Raw genomic sequence first — 24752 nt, 5'->3', positions numbered from 1 at the left:
GAGCCATGTATCTCAAGGACTTAGGCTCAATCTTTTAGTTAAATTTTTTCTATTTATGAACGATTCTTTCGTTCGACTAAGTGCGTTTTCCGTTGTGGGCCAATGATTAAAGGAACGGATTCATATTTGACTTCACTGTATTCCAAGCCAAACCAACTTTCAGGAGAGGTAGTTAAGTTTTTGATAGCTAATTTTGCCTGCATAATTTGTCGATCCCATTTTTTCAGTTCAGAAACGTTAGATAATTCTTCTTGAATTAATACAAATTGGAAATCGCCAACTTCTCTTCCTGGCGTTAATGAATAACGTTGTGGCTGTTTTGGCAAGCGGCCTGTTTTCATCAAGTCATGAACAATTTGTCTTAAATATACATTCACTTCTTGAGAAATATGGAAGCCTAAATATAGCTGAACTTGCACAATAAAATCAGTCCCTAACATATCAACAGAATACTCTTGAGTAAAGGGTTCATCTGTTACCTGAACATTAACAAACCAATAAACATTCGCTCGTTTTGGCTGTTTGTCCAAAATCGAATAAATAATATTACGATTAATTTCGCCGTCCACTCGATCGGAGGTTAAAAAGACCACGTTGGTTTGATACATAGGTACAGATGTATCTTCTTTCAAAGCTTTAAGTTGTGGTACATATTTTTCCAACGACACTTGTTCCGCCGTCGCTTCCTTAATCTCGTTGCCGCGTTCCCAAATAATCATGATGCATAACAAGAAGACTGCCATTCCCACAGCAACATATCCACCATGGAAAAACTTCGCAGCACTTGAAAAGAAAAAGACAACTTCAATGGCAGCAAAGAACAAGGAAATTAGATACGCAGACCAAGCTGGAATTTTATCCAAAAGATAAAACAACAATAAAATGGTCGTCATTAACATCGTAATCGTAATCGATAGACCATACGCAGCTTCCATGTGTGTCGATGTTCTAAAAGCCAGCACGATTGCTGAACAAGCTAACCACAAAATTAAATTTACCGCTGGAATATACATTTGACCGATATTGCTCCCAGGATAAATAATTTTAAGTCTTGGTAATAACTTCAATTTAATCGCTTCAGAAACTAAGGTATACGAACCTGATATTAACGCTTGTGAAGCAATCACTGCGGCGATTGTTGCAAAAACAACGCCAAATACGAGAATACCTCGTGGAATCATTTGGAAAAATGGGTTAATTTCAGCTAATGCTTGCATTTCAGGGTTTTCTTTGACCGTTAACAACCACGCAGCTTGACCTAAATAATTAAGAATCAAACAAATCTTAATATACGGCCAGCTAATGCGGATATTCATTTTTCCTACATGCCCTAAATCAGAATATAAAGCTTCAGCACCAGTTGTAGCCAAGAAAATATTCCCTAAAATAAATAGACCTAATTTATTTTCTGGACTGACTAGTAATTGCAAAGCATAATATGGATTTAATGCACGAATAACCGTCCAATCTTGGCTAAAATTCATTAAACCAATGATGCCTAAAAAAGTAAACCACAAGAACATAATCGGTCCAAAAGCTTTCCCGACCAATTCTGTTCCAAATCGTTGAACAGAAAAAAGAATTAAAATAATCGTCAACGTAATAACCACTATAATCGTTTGGTCATTGCCAAAACGTTCAAAAAATGCCGGAATCCCCCGTAAGCCTTCAATCGCTGTCGTCACTGTCACAGCTGGGGTCAAAACGCCATCAGCCAGTAAAGCGGCGCCGCCAATCATTGCGGGAATAATCAAATACTTACTTTTTTTACGAACCAATGTATAAAGAGAGAAAATCCCACCTTCTCCATGGTTATCAGCATTTAAAGCAATAACAACATATTTAATCGTGGTTAAGATAGTCAATGTCCAAAAAATTAATGAGACCGAACCTAAAATAAACGATTCAGAAACCCGTGCCAAGCCACCATTATCTCCTACAATGGCTTTCATTACATATAAAGGGCTCGTTCCAATATCTCCATAGACAACGCCCATGGCAACTAAGATCCCTGCCATCGTAAATTTCCGACGATCAAACCCCTCTGCTTTGTGTAACACAATACTTTCCTCCTACAAAAGAAATGACTTCGTTTAGTTTAACCAACAGCTCCATAAAAACTTTTAAAACTCTTTATTATATAACGTTTTATATATCTTTTTCATTAGTCAAAAAGCGCTTTTTGACTAACGATGCTACTCACTATAATACGTTTTAAATCGTTTAGCAAGTCTTTTTATTAGAGAATATTCATCTTAGATAAGAAACCCACCTATTTTGAAAAAAGGAAAATCAAAAATAAGTGGGGCAGCAGTCGAAACGACTGCTGCCCCACTTGCTAACTATTAAGATAATTTTCTGAACAAAAGTAGCTTCTTTTATTCCTGTTAAATTTAAATCACTTCTTCTTCCTCTTCAACTTCAGAGAAATGGAACTTAATCATTTCATTGACGAAAATTGGCACAAAGGATAGGAAAATTGCTAACATCCAATGATTTAAACTAATATGCACTAATCCAAATAGTTCTTGTGTGAATGGTAATAAAGCAATGGTTGTGGTAATTAGTAATGCTAAAACGACCATTTCAAAGAGCGACTTGTTGCTTGATAATTTTACACGGAAAACAGAGTTCGCACTACGAACATTAAAGACATGTAAGATAGAGGAATAAGCTAAAATTAAAAATGCCACTGTTTGTCCAACTTCATAGCTGTTTGAAACATAGGCTGAAACACCTGGTACAAAGGCACCTAGGTAAAAACCAAACAAAGTAATGACTGTGAACACTGCTGCATTAATCCCAATCTTTTGCCATAAGCCTCGTGCAAAAATCCCTTCATTTTTAGGAATTGGTGCCTCATCCATAATTCCTTTTTCCGCTGGTTCTTTCCCTAATGCAAAACCAGGTAACCCATCTGCGACCACGTTAACAAACAACAGTTGAACCGCAGTAAATGGCGCACCCCAACCAAGTAACATGGCAATTAAAACAATAAAAATCTCAGAAATATTACAGCTTAACAAGAAGTTAATGGCTTTACGAATATTTCGGTACACGGCACGTCCTTGCGCCACTGCATCAACAATAGTTGCAAAGTTATCGTCCGTCAAAATCATATCTGAAGCGCCTTGGGCCACATCTGTTCCAGTAATCCCCATTGCGCAACCGACATCACTAGCTTTCAAGGCTGGCGCATCATTCACGCCATCTCCGGTCATTGCTACAACAGCGCCAGAACGTTGCCATGATTGAACAATTCGAATTTTATCTTCAGGGGTTACACGTGCATAAACGGATAAATCTTTAACACGTTTATCTAATTCTTCATCACTCATTTTTTTCAGTTCTGAACCAGATAAGGCTTCACTTTTATCTTTTAAAATTCCTAATTCTTTAGCAATTGCACTGGCTGTTACCACGTGATCACCAGTAATCATGACTGTTTTAATTCCAGCTTTTTTCGCACGAGCAATGGCGCCCTTACTTTCTGGACGTGGTGGATCAATCATGCCAATTAAGCCTAACAAGCGAAGATTTTTTTCTAAAGCCTCCGATGTAATTTCCTTGGGTGGTTCATCATATACGGCATAACCGACAGCAATAACTCGTAACGCTCGTTTTCCGAAACGATCATTAACAATAGCCGCTTGATCGACATCTCCGAAACCAAAACGAGGTAGTAACACATCAAAGGCTCCTTTAGTAATTGAGATGTACTTTTTCCCCCATTGATGGACCGTAGTCATCATTTTTCGTTCTGAATCAAAGGGAATTTCACCAATACGAGGATATTTTTCTTCAAGTTCTTCTTTAGTATGATAATTTTCTTCGACAGCACGAACAATTGCCGCTTCTGTCGGATTCCCTGTAACAGTTAGTTCATCGCCTTCTTTTTCCACAATGACATCTGTACATAAAGCAGCCATTTTCAGTACTTCCATGGCTTCATCGGTCATGGCATCTTCCGTATCCGTTACTTCATCACCACGATGCCATACTCGGCGGACGCGCATTTTATTTTGTGTCAGTGTTCCTGTCTTATCAGAACAGATAACATTCGCAGTTCCTAGCGTTTCTACTGCTGGCAATCGACGAATAATCGCATGTTTCTTAGCCATTTTTTGAACACCATATGCTAAGGTTAACGTTACAATCACGGTTAGTGTTTCTGGTACAGCTGCCACCGCTAAGGAAACGGCTGTCATAAACATTTCAAGAAGCGGTTCTCCTTGCAGTTCACCAATAATGAAAACAATTGCTGCAGCCCCTAAGGCTAACAAACTAATACGTTTGCCTAATTGATTCAAGCGTTTTTGTAATGGTGTTTTTTGCTGATCGCTGTTATTCAGTAACCCAGCAATTTTACCCATTTCTGTATTCATTCCTGTTGCAGTTACTACTGCTCGTCCGCGGCCATTCACAACGGTACAGCCTTTGAAAATCATATTTATTTGATCTCCTAAGCCATCATCGTCATGCCCCACGTATGTAGGATCTTTTTCAACAGGTTCACTTTCACCTGTTAGTGCTGACTCTTCTACGCGCATTTGAGAAGCTTGAATAAGTCGTGCATCGGCTGTAATCATTGAACCAGCTTCAAGAACTAGAACATCTCCTACTACTAGTTCTTCAGCATCGACTTCGATTACCTTGCCATCTCTTAAGACTGCACTACTTTGCTTGTTCATGTCTTGTAAAGCCGCCAGAGATTTTTCAGCATTTCCTTCTTGAACAATGGCTAAAACAGCATTGATAATCACAATTGCAATAATTAAGATCCCTTCAAAATATTCGCCATGTTCTGTTACGATTGCTGTATAAAACGAAATTGCCGCAGCAACTAATAAAATAATCGTTGTAAAATCAGATAAACTGTGAATAAATTTCTTTAACACAGAATCCTTCTTAGCCTCTTCAAATTGATTGCGGCCATTTTCTTTCAGCCGTTGTTGGGCCTCTTGTTGTGTTAAACCAGTTTCAGTATTGACTGAAACTTCTTTTGTGACAGTATCGACAGATTGCTTGTAAGCTTCCATCCTATTCCCCCTCTAATTTTTTCTTCCTATATAATAGTGTCTCTATTAAATATAACATGATTTTTTTTGAACACGCAACTTTTTTCATCTTTGGCTTAGCGTTCTCTCATATGTATGAAAAAAACTGGTATTTTCGTTGTTGCTACAGCAATGTTTCTATTTAATTATGGGAATTTTATGAAAAAGGAAACGAATTCAGCCAAAAAGCAATGGACATTTTTTTCATTTTGTCTGATAAAAAATAGTTTATTTCTATATATTCAACACAAAAACAACAAAAAATACAATGTTATTTAGTTCGCACAATTATTTATTTTACATGTTATAAAATAATCAGAAAAATATTATATTTAATCTTATTAATAAGTGTTATAACTTGCAAACGCTTCCAAAAGGTGCTATTCTTTAAGTGTAAGGAGGACATGCAAATCAATTGGTTGAAGATTTTCTCAGTAGATAAAAATCGGTAAACTCAAAGTTGTTAGAATTGCAAGATTCACCTGTAAACAATACGTGTAGAGTAATTGTTAGTGATAACTCGTATCGGAAAATAGGGAAAGGTTATAGAAGGATGGAGTTTCTATAAAGCATTTACCCTATCTGTTATCACCTAACGCAAGTTATCCACCATCCAAGCGTCGAAACTGTATGAAAACAAGGTTTTAGTTTCACCACATCACGTTCACCTTTTGCTTTACATGTATCGCGAAATGTAAACACTTATTCAACCAATTGATGTCTTCCCGTTAACAAGGCCGAGCTTAAATTTAAGCTCGGTTTTTTCTTTTAGGCAATAAAATATATTTGTATCAAATAATCATATGTGTTATATTCAAGGTGCACATTCTATTTTATCTTCTTTTAAAGGAGGGAATGCTATGCGAAAAAAGAAAAAATCTTCGTTTGAAAGTTCAATTCATGTTTATCGTGCTATGGCTCGTATGACCCAGCAAGATTTGGCCAATCGAGTCGGTGTCTCTCGACAAACAATTATTCAACTGGAACGAAACAAGTACAATCCTTCATTACTTCTTGCGCATGACATCGCGAACGTCTTTGGCGTAACCATTGATGATGTGTTCACCTTCAAAGAAACACTGAATGACGATGTAGAACAAGAAGCCTAAACAGTATAAGCTGTACTTAACAAGACAATTTTTCTGATTGTACTTGGAGTTGCCGAGGTACAACTTAGTACCGGCAATACGAAGAAAGCATTTCTTCGTATTGTTGTTTCAATAATTAATCTTTTCTTACATAAAAAAAGAACGGCGCAACCGTGGTTGCGTCGTTCTTTTTATTCTAAGATTGTCTACTAAGCATTTTTGCTCTAGTAGCGTTTTGGTTTCTAACTTTATTATTTACAGGGGAAGAAAAAATAAAGCACACCTTTACTGTGATTCCAAAAATCACGTGTTTATCATAATATATTTTTGTTTCAATCCCAAGTATTCTGCTCACAAAGTGTCGCTTATTTAATAAACATTGCATCGCCAAAACTAAAGAAACGATATTTTTCCTCAATAGCATGTTGATAAGCAGCCAATGTTAAGTCTTTTCCTGCAAAAGCACTCACAAGCATCACTAACGTAGACTTTGGTAAATGGAAGTTCGTTGAAAAAGCCTCTACGACTTTAAATTGATACCCTGGTGTGATAAAAATATCGGTCCAGCCACTGTCAGCCTGGATTTCACCATTAAATTTTGTGCCAATTGTTTCCAACGTACGAATAGAAGTTGTTCCAACGGCAACAATCCGACCGCCTGCTTGGCGCACTTCATTTAATTGCTTAGCCGCTTCTTCAGTTAAACGATAGAATTCGCTATGCATATGATGTTCTTCTATATTATCAACGCTCACGGGACGGAATGTTCCTAAACCGACATGTAAAGTTAAATAAACGAGATGAACACCTTTTGCTTTGATCTCTTCTAATAGTTCTTTTGTAAAATGCAAACCCGCTGTTGGTGCTGCAGCTGAACCATTTTCTTCAGCATAAACCGTTTGATAACGATCTGGGTCATCTAGACGTTCTTTGATATATGGCGGCAATGGCATTTCTCCTAACGATTCTAAAATTTCTAAGAAAATACCATCATATTTAAATTCAATGATTCGACCACCATGTTCCAACTCTTCTTTAACCACCGCTTTTAGGCGACCATCGCCAAATTGAATTTCCGTGCCGACTTTTGCACGTTTCGCGGGTTTAATCAAGGTTTCCCATGTATCGCCTTCTGTATTTGTTAAAAGTAAAACTTCCAAATGACCGCCTGTTTCAGGTTTTTCTCCATATAAACGGGCCGGCAGTACCCGTGTATTATTCATGACTAATGCATCCCCAGGCTGTAATTCATCAAGAATATCATGGAAATGTTTATCCTCCATGTCCCCTGTTTCTTTATTTACAACTAATAATCGTGAACTAGCGCGATCTTTTAGTGGGGTTTGAGCAATTAATTCTTCTGGTAAATCAAAATCAAAATCTTCTGTACTTAGCATTTCCGTCACTCTTTCTACTAGTTTTTATCTTGGTTATTCTAACACTTTTTCTTGTTTCTGGCTATGTCAGCCTTCTGAATCAAACTAAATAGTTGTCAAAAAATGTCAGAAGCACTATACTTACTTTAAGTAAGTATACATAGTTATTTAGAGGAGGAACTCAAAATGCATGCTCAATTTCATCATGTTTCACTATTAGCGCGTCATGGTCAAGAAAATCAATCATTCTATACAAAATTGTTAGGCTTACGTTTTGTCAAAAATACCGTAAATCAAGACAACAATCGCATGCCTCATTATTTTTATGGCGATTATCAAGGCACACCGGGAAGCTTAGTAACTTTTTTTATCGTGCCCTTATTAGGCAACCGCTATGAAGAAAAAAATTATTTAGCCACGATTGGCTTAAAAATTCCCCAAAACAGCCTTTCCTTTTGGGAACAACGTTTAACAGAAAACAAAATTCCATTTAATAAAAAAGAAAAGAGCCTCCATTTCAGTGATCCAGATGATACGCATATTATCCTGACAGAAGTTCCTGAAAATCCATTAAAAGAAACACTCGTTGTTTCTAACGACATTCCAGCAGCGGTTCAAATTATCGGTTTAGCCTCTACTGAATTTCATGTGCCAGATTCTGAAAAAACCTTGGCCTTTTTTGAAACATTTCTTGGTTGGCAAGCAGTTGGCAATACGATTATTTTAAGTGAGACGGAAAGCTTTTCTGTTCATCAAACAACGTCGGATAAAACAAGCCGAATGGGGCGTGGCAGTATGGATCATATTGCTTTTTCTGTGGCTGATGATGAAGCATTACAAGAACTACACACGCGCGCTTTAGCACAAGGCTGGGAAATTGAAATGTATGTAAGTCGTGGATATTTTAAAAGTTTATACATTCGTGAACCAGGCGGGAATCGGGTTGAATTTGCTACTTTGACTCCTGGCTTTACATTGGATGAGCCTCTGGAACATTTAGGGGAAACATTGGCTTTACCGCCTTTTTTAGAACCAAAACGGACTGCAATCGAAGCCAACCTCTACAAAGACATGTAACCAACGCTTTAGAAAACAACGGAAGACGGACGTAATAATCGGTGACAAAATTACGTCCGTCTCTCTTCCCCTATGTTTGAATGTTTGAACAAGAGAATAAAAAATGACCTTCAGATTTTTCTGAACGTCATTGCACATTCCATAAAAAGCATCCTTCGTTCTTCCACTTCTTACTTCTTAAAAAAACTGGTAATTTTTTCAAAAATTCAGTAAAATAAAAGTGATCAATGGTTTCCATTGATTGAACGGGCAACTTGATGGTCCACTTGCACAGGTGACTATTCAAGGCTTCGTGATTTAGTTGCCGCTAAATCATGAAGCGCCTTTTTTTATTTTATTCCCTTGTTCTCTTTCCATTCTAATGAAAAACTCAGCTCCCGTCAACTTGCTACAAAGGACACTTTTCTTTGTTATAGCGGCTTTTCCCCCTTCTCAGAACACTCTTTTTAACATCTTGTTTCGTTCAGACAACTTTTACTAAACAATAGTTGTCTTTTCTTTTTTTTAGAACGAATTAAAAAAATTTTACCGCCTTCTTTTTCCCATTAAAAATAGATTACATTTGTCGAAATCGCATTTTTATAGCATACTAGTAATAAGATACATTTTCAAAATATTTAGTTGAGGTGAGTAAGTTGATAGAATTTCAGCATGTATCAAAATTTTATAAAGGCGGAAAAGTCGCCGTTGATGACATTAATTTGTCTTTCGATAAAGGTGAATTTATCTGCTTCATCGGAACAAGTGGTAGTGGAAAAACAACATCAATGCGGATGCTTAACCGCATGACCGACCCTTCAAAAGGAAAAATTTTAATTGATGGCCAAGATATTCAAAAAATCAATCCTGTAGAGCTACGTCGCCAAATTGGCTATGTCATTCAAAATATCGGCTTGATGCCTCACATGACCATTCGTGAAAATATCGTTTTAGTGCCTAAATTATTAAAAGTACCTGTGGAAGAACGCAATAAGATAGCCGAAAAAATGATTGATTTGGTTGAGTTACCACGAGAAATGTTGGACCGCTATCCCAATGAACTTTCTGGGGGACAACAACAAAGAATCGGCGTTGTGCGGGCTTTAGCTGCCAATCAAGATATTATTCTAATGGATGAACCTTTTGGTGCTTTAGATCCTATCACCCGTGATTCATTACAAGATTTAGTGAAAGATTTGCAAGAACGTTTAGGAAAAACTATTGTCTTTGTTACCCATGATATGGATGAAGCGTTGAAATTAGCAAATAAAATTGCCATTATGAGCGAAGGCAAAGTAATTCAATTTGACACACCAGATAATATTTTACGTCATCCAGCCAATGAATTTGTAGAAGAACTCATCGGAGAAGATCGCCTATTACAAGCCAAACCTGATTTCACCACTGTTGATGAAGTCATGTTAAATTCAGCTATTACTATCACGCCGGAAAAATCTTTACAAGAAGCGATTAAATTGATGCGTGAAAAACGGGTTGATACCTTATTAGTTGTTGATAATTCCCATGTGCTTAAAGGCTTTATCGATGTTGAAACATTAGATCAGCAACGTGGCAAAGCTTCTAGTGTTGGTGATATCTTGAATAAAGATGTCTTCTTTGTTCAAAAAACCGCTCTTTTACGTGATGCTTTACAAAGAATCTTAAAACGCGGCTTAAAATATGTGCCAGTCGTTGATGAACAAAAACGAGTGGTGGGCATCTTAACACGTGCTTCCCTTGTTGACATTGTTTATGATGTTATCTGGGGCGATGAAACAACGATTAGTGAAGCTGTAGAAGCAAAACAAAGCGAGTCCGAAACTGATAAAGAGGAGGCGTAAGCAATGAGTAGCTTCTTTCAAGAATATGGATCAGAAATGATTTCAAAAAGTATTGAACATATTTATATTTCATTCTTTGCACTTTTATTAGGGGTCGCTATCGCTGTGCCCGTTGGCGTTTGGTTAACACGTTTGCCCAAAGTAGCCAATATTGTCATTGGTTTAACAAGTGCCTTACAAACGGTTCCTTCGTTGGCTTTATTAGCTTTGATGATTCCAATTTTTGGTGTCGGCAAAACACCCGCTATTATCGCGCTATTCATCTATTCCCTTCTACCTATTTTAAGAAACACGTATATCGGAATGAAAAATGTCGATGAAAATTACCGAGATGTTGCTAAAGGCATGGGCATGACCAATTTACAGTCTATTTTTAGTGTTGAATTACCCATTGCCATGCCAACAATTATGGCCGGTATTCGTTTAGCTGCTGTCTATGTCATTGCTTGGGCTACACTGGCTTCTTATATTGGTGCAGGTGGTCTTGGTGATATGATTTTCAGTGGATTAAATAACTATCAGCCAGAATTAATCTTTGGTGGGACTATTCCAGTAACTATTTTAGCGCTTTTAGCAGATGTTCTTCTTGGATTATTAGAAAATCGTTTAACGCCAAAAGCTTTAAGGGAGGGCGAATAATGATGAAAAAGAAACTCAAGTTAAGTTTACTCTTCTTAAGCAGTTTACTTTTATTGGCAGGTTGTTCTTTACCTGGTCTCGCTTCAACTTCTGATGATAACACTGTCGCCATTACAGGTGGGATTACTTCAGAAGCGCAGATTTTAGGAAGCATTGTAGCGGATATGGTTGAGCATTACACAGATAAAAAAACAAATGTGATTAACAACTTAGCCACTACTACCATCAATCACCAAGCAATGTTAAACGGAGATGCCTCAATTTCTGCAGCTCGTTATACTGGTACTGACGTGACCACTACGCTGGGCTTACCAGCGGAAAAAGACCCTAAAAAAGCGTTTAACCTAGTTCAATCAGAATTTGAAAAACGTTATCAACAAACTTGGTTCCCTTCATATGGGTTTGAAAATACTTATGTATTCTTAGTTACAAAAGAAACGGCTGAGAAATACAATTTAAAAACAGTCAGTGATTTAGGGAAAGTCGCAGACAAATTAGTTGCTGGTGTCGATACTGCGTGGATCACACGTGAAGGCGACGGTTATGAAGGCTTTAAAAAGGAATACAACTTCCAATTTAAATCTATTTTACCAATGCAAATTGGCTTGGTGTACGATGCAGTCAACGCTGGAAAAATGGACGTTATCTTAGGTTACTCAACAGATGGCCGGATTGGTAGTTACGATTTAGTCATGTTAAAAGATGACAAGCGCTTCTTCCCGCCTTATGATGCCGCTCCTGTGGTTAGTGACAAATTATTAAAAGAAACGCCGGAAATTAAAGATGTCTTAAATCGCTTAGATGGTAAAATTTCTACCAAAAAAATGCAAGAATTGAACTATCAAGCAGATAATGATTTAATTGAACCTGCGGTCGTAGCCGAACGTTTCTTAAAAGAAAATAACTATTTTGAGGGGGAGTAACAGATGAATAATATGAATTTATTCCAACAATTTATCTACTATTTCCAACAAAATGGCGGCTACGTCTTTCAACAATTTTTACGTCACTTTTTAATTTCGATTTATGGCGTAATCTTTGCTGCAATTGTCGGGATTCCTATTGGGATTATGATTTCACGTAAACGTAGCTTAGCCAACTGGATTATCCGTTTAGCGAACATTATCCAAACAGTACCAGCTTTGGCAATGCTTTCGATTTTAATGTTGGGGATGGGCTTAGGTGTCAACACGGTGGTTGTAACAGTCTTCCTTTATTCTCTCCTACCAATTATCAAGAATACGTACACTGGCATGATTCAAGTGGATCGCAATATTTTAGATGTTGGTAAAGGAATGGGTATGACAAAAGTACAACTTCTTTATATGGTCGAGTTACCTTTATCTGTTTCAGTAATCATGGCAGGTATTCGAAATGCGTTAGTCGTCGCAATCGGGATTACTGCGATTGGTGCTTTCGTTGGAGCTGGTGGTTTAGGGGATATTATTATTCGTGGAACCAATGCCACAGATGGTGCTTCTATCATTTTAGTCGGTGCCTTACCAACGGCCTTTATGGCGATTATCACAGATTGGGTTCTAGGGATTATTGAACGGCGTTTAGACCCAGCTAGCAAACATTCCAATTAATAAAAAATACAGAGCAGATCCAACATTGTTTCTTTTCAATGGGATCTGTTCTTTTATCTAGGAGATCAATAATGTCTAACTATACTATTATCGATTTAAACCAACAACCACACTTAATTCCGTCAGCTGCTCAATGGTTTAGCCAAAAGTGGCAAATCCCCGCTGAAGCGTATCAAGGAAGTATGCAGGAAATGCTAACTAGCGAAAACCACGTACCACATTGGTGGGTCTGCTTGAATAAACAGCAGGACATCGTTGCAGGCGTGGGCGTAATTGATAATGACTTCCACAATCGTGCAGACCTTACGCCAAACCTTTGTGCATTGTATGTCGAACCAACATTTCGTCACCAAGGCTTAGCAGGAATTCTTTTAACAACAGTTGGTGATTTTCTAGCTAATTCTGGATTTAAAAAGCTTTATTTGCTCACAGACCATACTACTTTTTATGAAAGATATGACTGGGAATTTTTGACCATGGTAACCACCGAAGAGCAGTCTTGCGCTAGAATTTATCAAAAACAATTACGTCAATAAAAAAATCTGCCATCAAAAGATGGCAGACTTTTTTTTATTTTTTCAAGTGATAACTATAGGTAGCCACAATAATATTTTCCCGCCACGCTAAACGAATCCGCAAGCGTAAACTTGTTTGATTATGCAAAATATTTTGCCAACGTTTATTTGGTACAAATTGTGGTACTAAAACTGTTGTACTGTAGTTATGCTTCGTGGCATTTTTACTAACCAAATCAACATAACGTAAGATAGGATTTTGCAGTGAACGATACGAAGAATGGACAATTGATAGACGAACGTCCGGGAAGTGTTTTTTAAACTCTTCCTGAATTTCTTTTTCCTTCTCAACATTTTCATCCATTGAGACATGCATGGCAACGACATAATCGCCAATGGAACGCGCATAATTCAAGGCGCCGACATTTGCCTTGGTTACGTTCCCTACTAGAACAATAACTGTATTCCCATCAAACTCATGCAACTGTGCCCCATCTTCTAAACGTAGCTGTTCCGCCACATTTTTATAGTGAGTGTTGACCCGATAAAATGCATAAATCAACACCGGCATAATAATAAAGAATGGCCAGATGTCCCCTAATCGATAAATAAACAAAATGGCGATAATCGCGAAAGAGATAAAGGCGCCGACAATGTTAGCAATTGATTTTGGCAACCAATTTTTAGTTTCTTTTCGCCATTTTACAACCATCCCCGATTGAGACAAAGCAAACGGAATAAACACACCAATTGAATACAATGGGATTAAACGTTCTGTGGAACCTTGGAAAATCAATAATAAAACAATCGAACCAGCAGCTAAAGTTAAAATACCATTTGAATAGCCTAAACGGTCGCCACGATCCATATACATATGCGGCATAAACTTATCTTTGGCTAAGTTATAAGCCAAAACTGGAAAGGCTGAGAATCCTGTGTTAGCGGCAACCGCTAAAATTAAGGCTGTCGCAAACTGTAATAAATAATATAAAATATTTTGACCAAAGACCGCTTTCCCAATTTGTGAAAGAACTGTCACTTCTTCTTTGGGCACAATCCCATACCAATAGTTAATAAATGTAATCCCCACGAAGAAGAACCCTAAAATCGTTGCCATTAACGCTAACGTCCCAGCAGCATTTTTTGCTCGTGGTTTCTTAAAGAATGGCACTGCATTACTGATTGCTTCGACCCCTGTTAAGGAAGAAGAACCAGATGAAAACGCCCGTAAAACTAAAGCAATAGAAATTCCTGGAACCACGGCTCCTGGTAAAGCTGTCGCATTCAATGGCTGTGCGCCAGTCACAATTTTAAATAGCCCAACAACAATCAGTAATGTAATAATTGCGATAAAACTATACACTGGCAACATTAAGAACGAAGCAGATTCTCGCAGGCCTCTCAAGTTCATTAAGGTAATCAATATCACAATCCCAATAGAAATTGCTACTTGATGACCATATAACGCCGGAATCGCCGATATAATCGCCTCTGCGCCCGCTGAAACTGAAACGGCTACTGTTAGCATATAATCGACTAACAACGAACCACCAGCCAATAAACCGGCATTTCTGCCGAGGTTTTCACTACTAACAACGTATGCGCCGCCGCCATGCGGATACGCATGAATAATTTGTCGGTACGACAATGTTAAAGAAATAAGTAAAATAATAACAAATGCAGCAATTGGTAATGAATACCAAATCGCAGCCGCCGACAAAGTAACCAGAACCACCACTATTTGTTCTGTACCATACGCAATGGATGAAAGTGCATCAGAAGATAACAACGCAAGCGCTGCAAATCTGCTTAATTTATGTTCATCATTTTCGGCTGATTTCAATGGTTTCCCAATGAACAGTCGTTTTAAATCCGCCATTTTTTTCTACTCCTTTTCTCTAGAGTGACCCGCTCACTTTTTTCATTATTTTTTATCAAACAAATCCATATGCTACGCTTCTCACAATGAAAAGTCAATTGATTTTTGTTACTGAAAAAGATAAAAAAATCACCATCTTTTTTTAATCAGACACTCATTTAAAGTCCCCCGCTTCCTTTATCTTATCAAGAGAATCCAGATAACAAAAGGATTTGCATTCTCTAAACAAAAAAGCGAGAGCTAAAAGTCTATTTGACCTTTTGGCTCTCGCTTAAAAACTTAGTTAATTATTCCCTTTTATTGTAACAAGTACGTATGATCGAAGGTAATTTCCACTTTATAACGACCAATTTTTTCATAAACTTGCCGTTGAATTTCCACACCCAGTTCAAATTCAGATAATTTTGATTCTGTAGGTAAAACCAAGTCGAACAAAATCTTCGGTTCTTCGCCATGGGTAACTAAGCGGATATCATGGACTTTTAAAGACGCATCAAAAGAACGAATAATCTTTTTGATTGTTTGATGAACAAATTGTTGTGTTGGGTCATACAAATTCACTGGATCAATATGACAAACAAGGTTAACATCTAATTCTTCTTTAAACTTCGCTTCAATCGCATCGATTGTCTGATGGGCTTTATTTAAATCCCAGCGATCATCAATTTCAATGTGAACAGACGCAAACGTTTGGCTGGGACCATAATTATGAATCAGTAAATCGTGATACCCTACAATTGTTTCCATTTTTGATAAGACATTTTTCATTTCATCAATTTCTGTTTGGCTCGGACGCATGCCCATCAACTCATTAATAAATTCGCGAATTAACTGCAAGCCACTATAAATAATATATGCAGCAATTAAAAAACCAATATATCCATCAATTCGCAAACCAGTGACGCCTTCAATAAATGCAGAAATCAAAACAGCTAATGTAGTATAAACATCATTAAAGCTATCCTTAGCAGAAGCAACTAATGCTTGAGAATCAATTTTTGCTGATACTTTTTTGTAAAACAGCCCTTGCCAAATTTTAATCCCAATTGACAAAGCTAAAACAGCAAATAAAATGGGGGTCACCTTGATTGATTCTGGATGCAGGATACGATCAACGGAGGTCGTTAGAAACTCAAACCCAATAAACGTAATCACTAATGATACAAGCATTCCACTAATATATTCAAAACGTTCATGGCCATAGGGATGTTCTTTATCCGCTGGCTTACCAGCAATATAAAAACCGACTAATGTTAAAACTGAAGAAATAGTATCGGACAAGCTATTAATGGCATCTGCCATGATTGAAACACTACCTGAAAGCAAGCCAATCATAAATTTACTAACGAATAAAAACAAATTAGAAACAAGCCCAATCCGCCCGGCAAAAGCACCGAATGCTGTTCGTTTTTCCAATTTACGACGTTCAATTTTTTTCTCATATCGTTGAAGCAATGCTTGAATCATTTTACAACCCCTACCCACTTTTTATTTCTTAAAAAAATACTATAAAACCTTTTTATACATTTGTACACAAAAAACCTCACTTTCTGAGGGAGATTTTATTATTTAGCATTGCCAAAAAGTCAAAAGCAAGAGCCCCCAAAACTTCTTTGTTAGGGTTGCCTTGAAAATAAAGAAAAACAAAAAGCCGAAAACGCTAGAGATGTTTTCAGCTTTTTGTTTTTTAATGGAATAAATGGCTCTTTTGTGCTAAAGCCGCAAATTTTTTCGATCTGTGTTCCAGATGTGGATAAAGAATTGCGCCGCCAATACTAAAGACGACTGAAATCCCCACCATAATCCAAATGGCAAACCAAGCATTTGGCCAGTAAATGCCTCCTGCTGATTCCCTTAGCAAGTTCACGGCATGCGTAAACGGCAAGAACGGATTAATCATTTGGAAGAATTTACCTGAGACTTGAATTGGGTAGTTCCCACCCCCACCAGAGATGGATAGTACCAAGATTATTATCGCAATTCCTTTCCCTACATTGCCAAAGAGAGCAACGAGCACATAAACCATTATCATAAACGTAATGGCAATCAATACCGCAAACCAGACACTATACGCTGGATTACGAACATCTACGCCTAACGCAAAGTAATTACCTAAGGTTACAATCAGTGCTTGACCAATCCCCATGACAATGAAGGTAAACATCCGTGCTGAAAATTGTTCCCGTTTAGAAAAGCGTTTTTTATCTTTTCCTTCAAGATAAACATCTGTTGTCGCAACACTTGAGAATAACACAGCGCCAACCCATAAACACAAAGCTGTATAGAATGGCGTACTTGCCGAACCATTATTAGCAATCGGATAAACAGCATGTTCTTTGACTTCAACTGGTTGTGTAAAGAAGTCACTTTCTTTATTGGCATCTAATTTTAGTAATTTAAGAATTTCACCTAAATCAACTTCTTTTTCACCTTTACGGATTGCATTCGCTGCTTTGTGTAATCCTGTTTTGATATTTGGCCAATCATTAATAATCAGCTCGTTGGCTTTGTCTAAGGCCGCTTCAACATCTGGCATTTTCTCATTGACTGTTTTCAAGGTATTCGTTAAATCTTTTCGGATACCTGGATAGTCATTTTGCATAAAGGCTGCCGCTTTGCTGACTTTGTCTTGAATGACTGGTAAATCGTTTTTATACAAATCAGCACCACGATTAATGCCATTGACAATGGTTTCCATATTGCCATTCAACATCGTATTCGCATCATGAATTTCTTGTTTAATTGCCGGCATTTCGGCTTGATATTTTTCTAATAAAGAAATCGCATTAGTGACCGTTTGACTTGTTGAGCTCAATAAACCTTCAAAGTCAATTTGTTGCGCTTTGTTTAGTTGACCTTGAGCGTTTTGGATGGTACTAATTAGTTTGTTTAAAATGGTTGAAACGGTATTACTAATTCCGTTTACATCAACACTACCCACAATCTTAGAAATATTAGTTGCCATTGCGTCAATCTCATTTAAATAATTTTGTACTCCAGAGATATCACCCGCTTGGACTAAAGCATTTAATTGATTCAAGCGATTGCTAAAATCTGTTAATAAATCATTTACATGGCTTAATTGAGCAATCGCACCATCTAAGTCATGATTACCAGCATTTTCTTGGAGTTGTTTCATAAACGCAATAATGTCGTTAATTGCTTGCTGTTGCCGTTGGATATTAGTTGTGAAATCTTGTACTACTTCATTAATATGTTGTTTTTCTTCTGGCGTTAACTGTCCATCATCTAACGCTTGACGAATAGTCGCGACTACAGAAGTTGTTGTTGTAGCAACTTGCTGGATAGATTTCAAAGTCACTTCAACGCTATTCGTAATGCTTGGTAACGCCTCTTGCAATTTATTGGCGCCATCTAATGTAACATTCCCTAAATCATTGGCTTGATCACCTAGTTTACGAATATCTGGTAACGCCGTTTGGACTTGTTGAATGATTTCTAATCCTTGTTTTGCTTCTTGGATTCCTTCGCTCATTGTTTGTTCCACAGAAGCAAAGTCTTCATCAATCATAGCAATTTGTCGGCCAGCGTTTTGAATTTCTGGAATTTTTTCTTGTAACGTCAAAATAACACTAGCTTGTTCTTTGATGCTTGGCATTTTACCATTTAGCTCAACAATCTTCTCTCCTAAAGCATCAACTTCAGGTAAATATTTCATCGCATCGTTGGCTTTCGCTAATTTTTCTTTTAGCTCAGGCATCTTACCATGTAAGTCTGTGACTTGTTTTGCATACGTATCAATGGTTCCAATGTTGGCATCTGTATCTAAAATCATGCTCTTAACTTTTTGAATGCTGACCATGTTTTTATCAATATCATAGCCAATATCATTGAATGTTTTGATTAACGTACTACTTGCCGTTTTAATGAATTCTTCCGAAATTTGTGACTGAATGGAAGAAGCGCCTTTTGACGTAATTTTCGGTGCAATTGCATTAATTTTTTCGTTAATTGAGTATTCAATTTTAGGTTTATTGATATCACCAGAAGTAAAACTTAGCAAATCTTTGGAAAAATCTTTAGGTAAATAAATCCCGGCAAAATATTTTCCTGATTGGACCCCTTTGTCTAATTCCTTTTTCGAATCAACAAAACGCCAACCTAATTGCTTGTTTTTCTTCAAGTTTTTCAAGACTTCATCACCAATATTGACCGATTTATCTTGAAAAGTTGCTGTTTGGTCATCACTATAGACCGCTATTGGTAACTCTCCTGTATTTGAATACGGATCCCATAGTGCTTTAATGTTAAACCATGCATATAATGATGGAATAATCATTAAGGCAACAATCAAAAATGTTGCTACTGGGTTTTTAAAAATTCTTTTCCAATCTAAAATAAATAGTTCCCATGTATTTTTTATATGTTTCATAAAATCACCTGCTTTTTTTTGTGCCTGAATAACTTTAGCATAAAATACAAGAGAATAACAAACAAAAGCTTGAATGTTACGACACATTTTTAAAATGTCGTAAGTTCAAGCTAAGTTTGTTTATTTCATATTTTTAGAAAATTCCGAAACGACTTGTTTAACTTCATCAATGGCTTCTGGTTTTAAATAAGCCAAAAGTTTTGGTGCTTTTGTCATCAAGTACATTTTATCTAATTTGCCTGTTTGTTGGCGTTCAAACATTTCTGCAAGTAGCGCTTGCATTTTTTCTTTTTTATCTTCTTTTGTTCGATCTAGTATGAACGTTAAGAATTGTTCTTGTCCTTCTTTCATTCCCTATCCCTCCTTACAAACAGATTCTTTTCTATTATAAAACTTCTTTTTTAGAAAGGATAGTCCTTTTTTTAGGATCTATGATTTTGTATACAGACTTAGCATGTCTTTTTTGGCGGATAAAGGTAAGCCGAGTCCCTCTTTTAAATAGCCCTCTACCGAACCAAATTCTTTTTCAATCGCCTGTAAAGCGGTCGCTAAGTACTCTTTTTTCACATAAAGTAGCGTTTCTAATTGTTGAATTTCTGCTGGAGGCGTTCCATTTGCTTGATATTGCGCAATAATTTGCTCGTTAGCGGTTTTTCTTTGCTCATTCGTCTTTAAATAATCTTCTAAAATATAAGAATGTTCCACACCTAAAGCACTTAATATCAAGGCTGCGCCGATTCCTGTTCGATCTTTTCCTGCGAAACAATGAAATAAAATAGCTTCCTGTGGATAACTTAAAAAGTTTTCAAAAAATGTTTGGTAACCTTTGCGCCCCGAATTGGAAAGAACCATTTCTTTATAAGCCATGTCCATTGCTTCATCGGGTGAACCAACCGTTTTAAGCATTCCTTCTAATGAAGCAGTCTGCGCCTGAATATCGGCCAAAATATCTATATGTAGATAGTTGGTTCCTTGAATTGAATCATCTGGTCGTTCTTGCGTTTCCGCTGCACTTCTAAAATCATAGATTCGTTTAATTTGATAGTCCTCTACCAGTTTCTGTTGATCCGCTTGTGCAACATTGACGAGTTCACCACTCCGAAAAAAATGCCCTGTCTTGACAACTGTGCCTTGTTGCGTTGGAAATCCTCCAATATCTCTAAAGTTCACCACGCTGTTCATGTTCTATCGCTCCTTCATTTTAATTATTTTGTTATCATTTAAATACTTTGTTTTTTCCTTTTATTTCTTTTTCTCAACGATAATAAAAAACACCTCAAAAAACAATCTTTTTATCAGTTGTTTATTGCCATTTTATCATAGATACAGTATTCTTAAAAGAGAGGTGAGTAACGATGCTAAAACGAGATTTTTTAGAAAAGCCTTATGATTATATGAATGATATTTTATTGTTCCTATATAATAATAAAGGTCAAGCGACACGAAATGAATTAGTAGATTTTTTCAATATTAGTTTACCAACATTGAATGAGTATCTTTCTTTTTTAGAGCAATTTTTGAAAGAAGAGCAACTTCAAGAAAACCTCACCTTAACAGTATTAGGTGACACTCTATATCTAAATAAAGCGCCTACCTTTTCCATGAAAGCAATGATCATGTTGTTCTTAGATAAATCTATTAAGTTTCACATGGTCCAGCAACTCTTCCATAAAAATGAAATAAATGGCGGGTATTTCCAACAGAATTATGCCATTAGCTCTGCTACCTATTATCGAAAAATTGTTGAATTAAATGACTTACTCAATGAGTTTAATTTACGTATCAAACGAGGAAAACTTGTCGGCGAAGAAAAACAAATTCGCTTTTTCTTTTTTAATTTTTTCTGGTTTATCTTTGAAGAAAAAACAGATTTAGAAAAAGAACTGGCCAATCAATACCTAGGATTAATCGAGATATTACAAGAAATCCCCAGAATTACCTTTGACCATACAGAAATTCTCCAAATTAAACTTTGGATGAAAATTTCTTTTCGTCGCATGGTTTTAGAACCCCTGCCAACGATTAGTCCACATGATGTCCAACTCGATCGACCTTTATTTGAAGAAATTAATTTATCTATACATACATATATGAAAAGAATCGACCGTCCATATACAATCAACGAAGCCTATATGTTTTATGACTTTTTTTGTTCCATGCATAATTATTCTGCGAATGCTGCTTTCGCCTTTCGTTTAGCAAAACAACAACGAATTGAAAAAACGTATCTTAACGAAATGAACCGGGTCATTTTAACGTACCTTAAAGCACGTGGTTATTTATCCCATTACGTACTGCCTATTCGGCTACTTTATATTGAAAATTTACTTTTCCAATTACATGCGCAACTCTATTATTTTTCAGGATTTATTTTACCCTTTGATTATTGGACAATTCAGTCACTTTTGAAAGTCTTACGTCATCCTTTTAGCGAAAGTGAAGTTTACGAATTAGTGGAGATCGCTACAACGAACTTTGCCACAAAAGCCACTGCTTCTAAGTACCAAAATCAATTTACTGAAATTAATTATACACTTATTTTGAATCACATTGCTGAATTAAATGAAAAAAAAATAACGATTGGTGTTTATCACTCACTGAGCAGTGCTTATAGCGAGTTGGTAGCACAAAAAATACAACAGAGTATCGCTGGAAAATATCCGCTGAAAATTGAGCCTTACAACGCAGAAAACCATTATGATTTGCTTTTAATGAATACCAATAATGAACAGCTCGTTGCCCAGTATGACCATTACTATATTTTTTCGGATATTAGTAATCGTTACGACCTACAATCAATTGAAAAAATCATTCAATTGTTATTGGGCAAATAATCTCTAAAAAGAAAAGCTTAAGTGCCCTACTCTTAGATGGCTGACTTAAGCTTTTTATTTTACTTTCCCTATTTCCTTAAACGGCGCCATTTTAAACACCACGATGCCTTCAATCGCTTGTATCTCGACAAAGCCGAACGTACGACTATCACTTGAATGCGTACGATTGTCCCCTAAGACAAAGTAATGACCAGCTGGAATCTTCTGAAACAGGCGAAGTTGGGCTGCCGCTTCTTCTGATAAGTCAAAACGACTGGCATTCTCAGGCAGTGCCTCATTATCGCTTGCTATAGGTTCTTCTGAAAGATAAAGTTTTCCCTCGTTTACCCAAATTCGATCACCAGGAACCCCGATAATTCGCTTGACGTACGTACCTTTGCTAGCTAGCGGTGCTTTAAATGCAATCACATCGTACCTTGTTACTTGCTTCGTCCGTTGTACTAAGACTCGTTCCCCAGCGTTAAGTGTCGGCTTCATGGATTGCCCAGCAATTGGGTAGCTAGATGTCTTTAACACAAAAAAGAACACAAAAATAGCGAAAAGAATAGCTGGCATAAAAAATTTAACGACTTGGATGCGTTGTTTCTTTTGGTAGGCTTGCCGCTTTTTTTTAATCTCTTCAGCGGTCATTTTTCTTTGTGGGCCTCTTATTGATTGATGGTTATCTGTTTGCTCAAGCAAATATTCCGTTGCTTTGTTAGTCTTTTGCTTTTTTAGCTGATATGTCTCAGGCAACTTTTGCTTCAAGAAGGCGCGCTTAATGTGGCGAATTGTTCGCATAACGGGCTTTATCCATTCTTTCATCGTTTTCTTAAAAGGAAAAGCTTCTTAAATAAACTTTTCCTTTCTTGCTCCTTTTTTCTATTTAACTAATTGCGTTCCTTTTTTAATATAGCTACTACGTAACTGGTTTTCCTTCATAAACTGATTCAATGGTTTCTGCGCATCTTGTGCCAGCTCCCAAATACTTTGATTTGCTTCTACAAGATATTCGCTCTTCTCTGTTACTATGTTTTTCCTGATAAGCGGTTGCCTTAGCGACTGCTCTTCCTTTGAGACAGCAGCAGCCTGTAATCTTTCTGCGGAGCTACTTAATGTAACAGCTAAAAAAAGGACCCCAAGACAATGTAGTTTCCTTGCTCCCGTTAACTTTTTACTGACCATTTTATTAATAGTTATCTTGTTCAAGACGTGTCAGTTTAGTTAAGCGTTCCTCTAATTCGCGATAAATCTCAAGTACTTCTACTTTTGATGCTTCGACTTCATTCGAAATACTTTTCGCTCGGTTACCAATATTTAACATTTCTAATTCTGCGGAATTGATTAGGTGTTTTGCTTCTACTTTCGCTTCATTAACAATCCGATTGGCTTCTTTTTTGGCAGAAACCATCACTTCGCCAATTTCTTGTTGCGATTTTAAAGCCTCTTCTTGTAATTGCTGATTTTTCATTAATAAATCGTTAATTTGCTGTTTTGCGCGTAGCAGTTCTGTTAACTGCTCACTACTCGGTTCAATATTTTTTGAAACGGCTTGTAGTGTCTTCAATTCTTTTTGAACTTGTTCTAAACTGTCTTCTTTGGCCTCTACTTCTTTTCTTAGAGCAGCTAATTCCCCTTCGTAAACTTGCTTTTCAGCAAGATGTTTGTCATTGACACCTTGTAGTCGACCTAGTTTTACTTCTGCTTCATTTTTTTGCTGTAAACTATTTTGAAGCTCATTCTTTAACTCCTCCATGCGTTGTTTCACAATCACTTCTTGTTGGGCAGCCTCTTGTAAGGTTTGTTTTTCGGCTTCTACTTTTTGTAATTGTACAGTTAGTTTTTCAATTTGTTCCTGCAATGCTTGTTGAGTCGTTGTGCTTTCTTCTAATTCTGTCGTTAACGTTTCTACTTGCTTTTCCATTCCTGTAATATCTCCTTTTTTCTCCAACTTTCCTTTTTCTTCTGCTAACTGGTTGTGTAATGTCTGGATATGTTGTTGCTGTTCAGCCGATTCTTTTTCTAATTCTGCCACTTGCTGCGTTAATTCACTTTCTAAACGTTCCATTTGATTATGTACAGTGGTTAATTGTTTTTCTGCATTTTGCAGATTTGTTTGAAGAGTGGTAGCCTCTGTCGTGGTTTCACTGTTCGTTTCCAGTTGCTCTTCCAATTCAAAAATTTCATGTTCCTTTTGATTTAGTGTTTCAAGTAATGCCTGATTTTTTTCTTCTAATGCTTGTTTTTCCGTTTCTTGTTGGTTCTTTAATTGCTCATTTTCTTCTTGAAGTTTTTTAAAGGCTGTTTCTTTTTTCTGATAGTAGGCGAGCCTTTCTCTTAACGTCGCCATTTCTTTTTCCTGTTGTTCCGGTTTGATTCCGCTAATTATTTTTTCTGGTTCGAATCCTGGCTGAAAAAAGACTTCTTTTTCAAGCGTATCATCCGAAATATCTTTAATTTTTTTGATTAAACGTCTTTTTGTCATCTATATGTCCTTTCTCTCGTC

19 protein-coding genes are annotated in these 24752 nt (G+C 36.8%); 8 read left to right on the top strand and 11 right to left on the bottom strand.

Going from position 1 to position 24752, the window contains the following annotated elements:
• Positions 1 to 53: 53 nt before the first annotated feature.
• Both AB1I62_RS03865 and AB1I62_RS03860 read right to left on the bottom strand, forming a co-directional pair.
• Positions 54 to 2060: a KUP/HAK/KT family potassium transporter gene (locus tag AB1I62_RS03865; protein WP_002381294.1), complete on the bottom strand. Its 2007-nt coding sequence runs from the start codon at positions 2058 to 2060 to the stop codon at positions 54 to 56.
• 333 nt (positions 2061 to 2393) lie between these two features.
• The gene (locus AB1I62_RS03860) at positions 2394 to 5039 is read right to left on the bottom strand and encodes a calcium-translocating P-type ATPase, PMCA-type (protein ID WP_002355749.1); all 2646 of its coding nucleotides are present in this window, start codon (positions 5037 to 5039) and stop codon (positions 2394 to 2396) included.
• A gap of 821 nt (positions 5040 to 5860) precedes the next feature.
• On the opposite strand from AB1I62_RS03860, the gene AB1I62_RS03855 reads away from it, so the two are divergent.
• Entirely contained in the window at positions 5861 to 6166 is a 306-nt protein-coding gene (locus AB1I62_RS03855; RefSeq protein WP_002355748.1) for a helix-turn-helix transcriptional regulator, read from the top strand.
• A 344-nt stretch (positions 6167 to 6510) separates the two neighbouring features.
• On the opposite strand, the gene queA is transcribed toward AB1I62_RS03855, so the two are convergent.
• A complete protein-coding gene (gene queA / locus AB1I62_RS03850) occupies positions 6511 to 7542 on the bottom strand; it encodes a tRNA preQ1(34) S-adenosylmethionine ribosyltransferase-isomerase QueA (protein WP_002355747.1) in 1032 nt (343 codons plus the stop codon).
• A gap of 165 nt (positions 7543 to 7707) precedes the next feature.
• Between queA and AB1I62_RS03845 the strand changes: the two genes are divergently transcribed.
• The 6 genes from AB1I62_RS03845 (at position 7708) to AB1I62_RS03820 (ending at position 13182) form a co-directional block, all read left to right on the top strand.
• Positions 7708 to 8598: a ring-cleaving dioxygenase gene (locus AB1I62_RS03845; RefSeq protein WP_002355746.1), complete on the top strand. Its 891-nt coding sequence runs from the start codon at positions 7708 to 7710 to the stop codon at positions 8596 to 8598.
• Between the two features lie 626 nt (positions 8599 to 9224).
• The gene (locus AB1I62_RS03840; protein ID WP_002355745.1) at positions 9225 to 10418 is read left to right on the top strand and encodes a betaine/proline/choline family ABC transporter ATP-binding protein; all 1194 of its coding nucleotides are present in this window, start codon (positions 9225 to 9227) and stop codon (positions 10416 to 10418) included.
• Positions 10419 to 10421: 3 nt separating this feature from the next.
• Positions 10422 to 11057, top strand: coding sequence for an ABC transporter permease (locus AB1I62_RS03835; protein ID WP_002355744.1), 636 nt, complete (start codon positions 10422 to 10424; stop codon positions 11055 to 11057).
• A 2-nt stretch (positions 11058 to 11059) separates the two neighbouring features.
• Complete coding sequence (locus tag AB1I62_RS03830; protein WP_002355743.1) at positions 11060 to 11980, top strand: osmoprotectant ABC transporter substrate-binding protein; 921 nt, start codon at positions 11060 to 11062, stop codon at positions 11978 to 11980.
• A 3-nt stretch (positions 11981 to 11983) separates the two neighbouring features.
• Positions 11984 to 12646, top strand: coding sequence for an ABC transporter permease (locus tag AB1I62_RS03825; RefSeq protein ID WP_002363261.1), 663 nt, complete (start codon positions 11984 to 11986; stop codon positions 12644 to 12646).
• A 71-nt stretch (positions 12647 to 12717) separates the two neighbouring features.
• Positions 12718 to 13182 carry a GNAT family N-acetyltransferase gene (locus AB1I62_RS03820; protein ID WP_002355741.1) on the top strand — a complete coding sequence of 155 codons (465 nt, stop codon included), beginning with the start codon at positions 12718 to 12720 and terminating at the stop codon, positions 13180 to 13182.
• 34 nt (positions 13183 to 13216) lie between these two features.
• Here the strand turns inward: AB1I62_RS03820 and AB1I62_RS03815 are convergent, their stop codons facing one another.
• From AB1I62_RS03815 to AB1I62_RS03795, 5 genes are all read right to left on the bottom strand, one after another.
• Entirely contained in the window at positions 13217 to 15040 is a 1824-nt protein-coding gene (locus AB1I62_RS03815; protein WP_002379167.1) for an APC family permease, read from the bottom strand.
• Positions 15041 to 15337: 297 nt separating this feature from the next.
• Positions 15338 to 16507 (bottom strand): cation diffusion facilitator family transporter, encoded by a 1170-nt coding sequence (locus AB1I62_RS03810; RefSeq protein WP_002386999.1) that lies wholly within the window; start codon positions 16505 to 16507, stop codon positions 15338 to 15340.
• Between the two features lie 220 nt (positions 16508 to 16727).
• Positions 16728 to 19433 (bottom strand): YhgE/Pip domain-containing protein, encoded by a 2706-nt coding sequence (locus AB1I62_RS03805; RefSeq protein ID WP_082153244.1) that lies wholly within the window; start codon positions 19431 to 19433, stop codon positions 16728 to 16730.
• A gap of 120 nt (positions 19434 to 19553) precedes the next feature.
• Positions 19554 to 19784 (bottom strand): hypothetical protein, encoded by a 231-nt coding sequence (locus AB1I62_RS03800; protein WP_002355737.1) that lies wholly within the window; start codon positions 19782 to 19784, stop codon positions 19554 to 19556.
• 78 nt (positions 19785 to 19862) lie between these two features.
• Positions 19863 to 20615 (bottom strand): tyrosine-protein phosphatase, encoded by a 753-nt coding sequence (locus AB1I62_RS03795; protein ID WP_002355736.1) that lies wholly within the window; start codon positions 20613 to 20615, stop codon positions 19863 to 19865.
• A gap of 173 nt (positions 20616 to 20788) precedes the next feature.
• Between AB1I62_RS03795 and AB1I62_RS03790 the strand changes: the two genes are divergently transcribed.
• Entirely contained in the window at positions 20789 to 22267 is a 1479-nt protein-coding gene (locus tag AB1I62_RS03790; protein ID WP_002386996.1) for a helix-turn-helix domain-containing protein, read from the top strand.
• Positions 22268 to 22321: 54 nt separating this feature from the next.
• Here the strand turns inward: AB1I62_RS03790 and lepB are convergent, their stop codons facing one another.
• Genes lepB through AB1I62_RS03775 form a run of 3 tightly spaced genes read right to left on the bottom strand, consistent with a single transcriptional unit; the run spans position 22322 to position 24731 of the window.
• Positions 22322 to 23071, bottom strand: coding sequence for a signal peptidase I (gene lepB / locus AB1I62_RS03785; protein WP_164978403.1), 750 nt, complete (start codon positions 23069 to 23071; stop codon positions 22322 to 22324).
• Between the two features lie 57 nt (positions 23072 to 23128).
• Positions 23129 to 23455, bottom strand: coding sequence for a hypothetical protein (locus AB1I62_RS03780; RefSeq protein WP_002364740.1), 327 nt, complete (start codon positions 23453 to 23455; stop codon positions 23129 to 23131).
• Positions 23436 to 24731 (bottom strand): hypothetical protein, encoded by a 1296-nt coding sequence (locus AB1I62_RS03775; protein WP_002361325.1) that lies wholly within the window; start codon positions 24729 to 24731, stop codon positions 23436 to 23438. The genes AB1I62_RS03780 and AB1I62_RS03775 overlap by 20 nt, the downstream gene beginning before the upstream one ends.
• Between the last annotated feature and the right edge of the window lie 21 nt (positions 24732 to 24752).

The organism is Enterococcus sp. AN402, assembly GCF_040719405.1.
Taxonomy (GTDB): domain Bacteria; phylum Bacillota; class Bacilli; order Lactobacillales; family Enterococcaceae; genus Enterococcus; species Enterococcus faecalis.
This window is presented reverse-complemented; position numbering and strand designations above follow the sequence as displayed.